Source organism: Pseudonocardia sp. SID8383 (genome assembly GCF_009864975.1).
Lineage (GTDB): Bacteria > Actinomycetota > Actinomycetes > Mycobacteriales > Pseudonocardiaceae > Pseudonocardia > Pseudonocardia alni.
In genome coordinates this window covers 1-3,682 of record NZ_WWFY01000597.1, presented here as the reverse complement: position 1 = coordinate 3,682, position 3,682 = coordinate 1, and the positions used below count along the sequence as shown (strand labels likewise).

Sequence of the window (3,682 nt, the reverse complement as noted above, 5' to 3'; positions counted from 1 at the left end):
CCGGGTCCGGCGGCGGGATCGTCGCGCTGGCCGAGGCCTGCCGCGACCTGCGCGACGAGGTCGCCTCCGCGCAGGCGTATCCGGCGATCCCGGACGCCGTCGCCCAGGTGTACTGGCGTGGCGGGCTCGCCGCGGGCGCCGACGCGGCCCGGCACTGCATCGCGGGCGCCTCCCTCGGCGACCCCGGGCTGCTCGGCGACGCCGCCCAGGAGCTCAATGGGATGAGCACGCAGCTGGGCGCCGTCGCGGACCGGCTCACCCTGCTGTCGGGCGGCTGACCCCGCGGGCACCGCGGACCGTGCGGATCCGCGCCACGACCCGCATGATCACGCCATGACCACCATCGCGATCGTCGGTGCCGGACCGGGACTCGGTGCGGCGACGGCCCGGCGCTTCGGGCGCGAGGGGTTCGAGGTCGCCCTGATCGGGCGGCGCCGCGACCGTGCCGAGGCGCTGGCCGCCGAGCTGGCGGACGACGGCGTCGCCGCGCACCCCTTCACCGCCGACGCCCGCGACCCCGCCGCCCTCGCCGCGACGCTGGAACGGGTCGCGGAGACCGTCGGCCCGGTCGAGGTGCTGCAGTACAGCCCCGCACCGCAGAAGGACTTCCTGCGGCCGCTGCTCGAGACCACCCCGGCCGACCTCCTCGGGCCGGTCGAGATGTCGGTGTACGGGCCGGTCGCGGCCGTGCACCAGGTGCTGCCCGGGATGCGCGCGCTGGGCCGCGGCACGGTGCTGTTCGTCAACGGCGGCAGCGGGGCCCGGCCGTCGTCGCGGGTGGCGGGCACCTCCATCGCCTTCGCCGGGCTCGGCGCCTTCGCGGCGATGCTGCACGACGAGCTGGCCGGCGACGGCGTGCACGTCGCCCAGCTGATCGTCCCCGGCGCGATCGAGCCCGGGCACCCCCGCAAGGACCCCGCCGTACTCGCCGGGACCCTGTGGACACTGCACCGCGACCGGCCCGCCGGGTTCCGCCATCTCGCCGACGACCTCTGAGCGCCCTCCGGGGTGTGGCGTGGGCGTTGCGGCGGGCACCGGGGCTCCTGCGCCGCTAGGGTTCCCGCCGCAGGTCGACCGGTACGAACGGAGTGGGTCATGGATTCGGGGTCGCAACCGGCCGCGCGCGCCGAGAACCGTGGGGCGCGGCGGGACCCGGCGGGGGGCGGGCTGCTGAGCCCGTCGCCGACGGCCCCGGTCGCCAGCCGCGGCACCGTCATCGGCAACGGGCTCACCTGGCTGGCGGCGTGGAGCCTGCGGGTCGCGCTGATCGCCGTCGGACTGGTGATCGTCGGCTACGTCATCGGCATGCTGTGGGTCGTCGTCTGGCCCGTCGTGCTCGCGATCCTGCTGGCCACCGTCCTGCGTCCGCCCGCGGCGCTGCTCATCAGGTGGCGGGTGCCGGCCGCGGCGGCCTCCGCGATCGTGCTGCTCGTCGGCATCGCCGCGGTGACCGGGCTGTTCGTGAGCATCGCGCCGTCGATCGCCGGGCAGACCCAGCAGATCACCTCCGGGGTGATCGCGGCGCTCGGGCAGATCCAGCAGTGGGTGACCGGGCCACCGCTGAACCTCGGCGACGGCCAGATCGGTGACATCGTCAACCAGGTCACCCAGCAGCTGCAGCAGAGCGCGACCGCCATCGCCGGCGGCGTCCTGACCGGGGTGTCCACCCTGGCGTCCGGGCTGATCTCGCTGGTGCTGGCGCTGGTGCTGACCTTCTTCTTCGTCAAGGACGGGCCCCGGTTCCTGCCGTGGCTGACCTCGATCACCGGTCGCAGCGCGGGCGGGCACATCGCCGAGGTGCTGCGCCGGATGTGGGACGTCCTCGGCGGCTTCATCCGCGTCCAGGCACTGGTGAGCCTCATCGACGCCGTGTTCATCGGCATCGGCCTGGTGCTGCTGGGCATCCCGCTGGCGCTGCCGCTCGCCGTGCTGACCTTCGTCGGCGGGTTCATCCCGATCGTCGGTGCGGTCGTCGCGGGCTCGCTGGCCGTGCTCATCGCGCTGGTCACGCAGGGCTTCGGCACCGCGGTCGCGGTGGCGGTGCTGGTCGTGGCGGTGCAACAGATCGAGGGCAACGTGCTGCAGCCCTTCCTGCAGGGACAGAGCCTCAAGCTGCACGGTGCCGTCGTGCTGCTGGCGGTGACGGCGGGCGGGTCGCTCGCCGGGATCGCCGGTGCGTTCCTCGCGGTGCCGGTCGCGGCCGTCGTCGCGGTGCTGCTGCGCTACCTCGGTGAGCAGATCGACCTGCGGGACCGCCGGTTCTCCGGTGTGGACGACGTCGCCGCGGGCACCCCGGTCACCGCCGTCGACGGCGCGGCCCCGGCCTCCGCCGCTACCGGCACCGACACAAAGACCGGGACCGGGACCGACACGGCAACCGGGGACGACAGCGAGACCGTCGGGGGCGACGCCGTGCCCGCCCCGCCGGACTCCGCCCGTCAGGACGGCGGCTGACCGACCCGCCCGGGGAGCCGGTGGGTCCCCAGCATCCGGTCCATCAGCCGGAACCGCAGCACCACCCACATCAGGGCGAACCAGCAGACCAGGACCGGCAGCACCACCAGGAACACCGGCCGCGCCGCGCCGGTGAGCCCGAAGTACGACGACAGCGCCGGGGTCCCGACCACGCCCGCGAACACCACGGTCAGGCCCAGCACCAGCCAGGCCGGGCGACGGTCGGACACCGGTGCCGTCCACGCCGCGAGGAACCGGTGCGGCGGCAGCAGGAACAGGATCAGCACGAACGACGCCGGCCCCACGAACGTCGACAGCCCGGTCTGCGCGCCGAGCGTCGCGGCCGCACCGGCGAAGTCGGCGTCGGTGCCGTAGGTCAGCCCGGTGTAGCTCTGGAACTGCTCGATCACCTGCGCCGGGGTCCGTCCGCTGGTGAAGCCCTGGAGGATGCCCTGGTAGAGCACCGTGTAGACGACCGTCCCCGCGCCCGCGGTCACCACGGATGCCGGCACCACGAAGCGGGCGAGGTTGCTCAGCAGGTCCGGGTCCGGCTCGGACGGCGTCGCCCACAGCGTCAGGAACAGCGTGGGCACGCCGACGGTCAGCAGCGTCAGCCCGACCTGGGTGGGGGAGTAGGGGAACCCGAGCCCGAGCATGGTCACGGCCATGATCACCAGGCCCTGGGTGGCGACCCGGGTGAGGAACACGTACATCGACACGGCGATGCCGTCGATGATCCGGCGGCCCTCGGTGCGCGCCGGCAGCAGCGCGTCGAACGAGTCGTCGACGAGCACGATGTCGGCGACGTCGCGGGTCACCGCCGAGCCGCTGCGCATCGCGACGCCGACGTGGGCCCGTTTGAGGGCACGCGCGTCGTTCACCCCGTCACCGAGCATCGCGACGTGCGCGCCACCCCGGCGCAGGCTCGCGACGACCCGCTCCTTCTGCTCCGGGGTGACCCGCCCGAACACCGTGGTCCGGGCGACGAGCGCGTCGAGCGCGGCCCGGCCCCCGGCGGAGTCGTCGAGCTCCTCGACCTCGGACCCGGCGACCGCCTCACCCACGTCGAGCCCGGCCTTCGCCGCGAGCGCGGCGACGGTGCGCGGGTCGTCGCCCGAGAGCACCTTCACCGCGACCCCGTCCGCGGCGAACCGCTCCAGGGCGTCGGCGACGCCGGGGCGCAGCTCGTCGGACAGCACCACCAGCGCCACCGGGGCCAGGGCGGGCA

4 protein-coding genes are annotated in these 3,682 nt (G+C 74.7%); 3 read left to right on the top strand and 1 reads right to left on the bottom strand.

The features are described from left to right. The 3 genes from GTW08_RS14670 to GTW08_RS14660 all read left to right on the top strand — a co-directional run. Window positions 1-278: hypothetical protein (locus GTW08_RS14670; protein WP_202417183.1), on the top strand; the 278-nt coding region annotated here is incomplete at its 5' end. Between the two features lie 55 nt (window positions 279-333). Further along, complete coding sequence (locus GTW08_RS14665) at window positions 334-996, top strand: SDR family NAD(P)-dependent oxidoreductase (RefSeq protein ID WP_073575072.1); 663 nt, start codon at window positions 334-336, stop codon at window positions 994-996. 99 nt (window positions 997-1,095) lie between these two features. Continuing rightward, window positions 1,096-2,454 carry an AI-2E family transporter gene (locus GTW08_RS14660; RefSeq protein WP_073575071.1) on the top strand — a complete coding sequence of 453 codons (1,359 nt, stop codon included), beginning with the start codon at window positions 1,096-1,098 and terminating at the stop codon, window positions 2,452-2,454. On the opposite strand, the gene GTW08_RS14655 is transcribed toward GTW08_RS14660, so the two are convergent. Further along, window positions 2,439-3,682 (bottom strand): HAD-IC family P-type ATPase (locus tag GTW08_RS14655; RefSeq protein WP_161152068.1); only part of this gene is annotated, 1,244 nt, incomplete at its 5' end. The two genes, GTW08_RS14660 and GTW08_RS14655, sit on opposite strands and share 16 nt — an antisense overlap.

What these genes read in the sequence shown, in the direction of transcription:
- GTW08_RS14660 (WP_073575071.1), top strand. Translation starts at nt 1,096, where the DNA reads ATGGATTCGGGGTCGCAACCGGCCGCGCGCGCCGAGAACCGTGGGGCG.
- GTW08_RS14665 (WP_073575072.1), top strand. Translation starts at nt 334, where the DNA reads ATGACCACCATCGCGATCGTCGGTGCCGGACCGGGACTCGGTGCGGCG.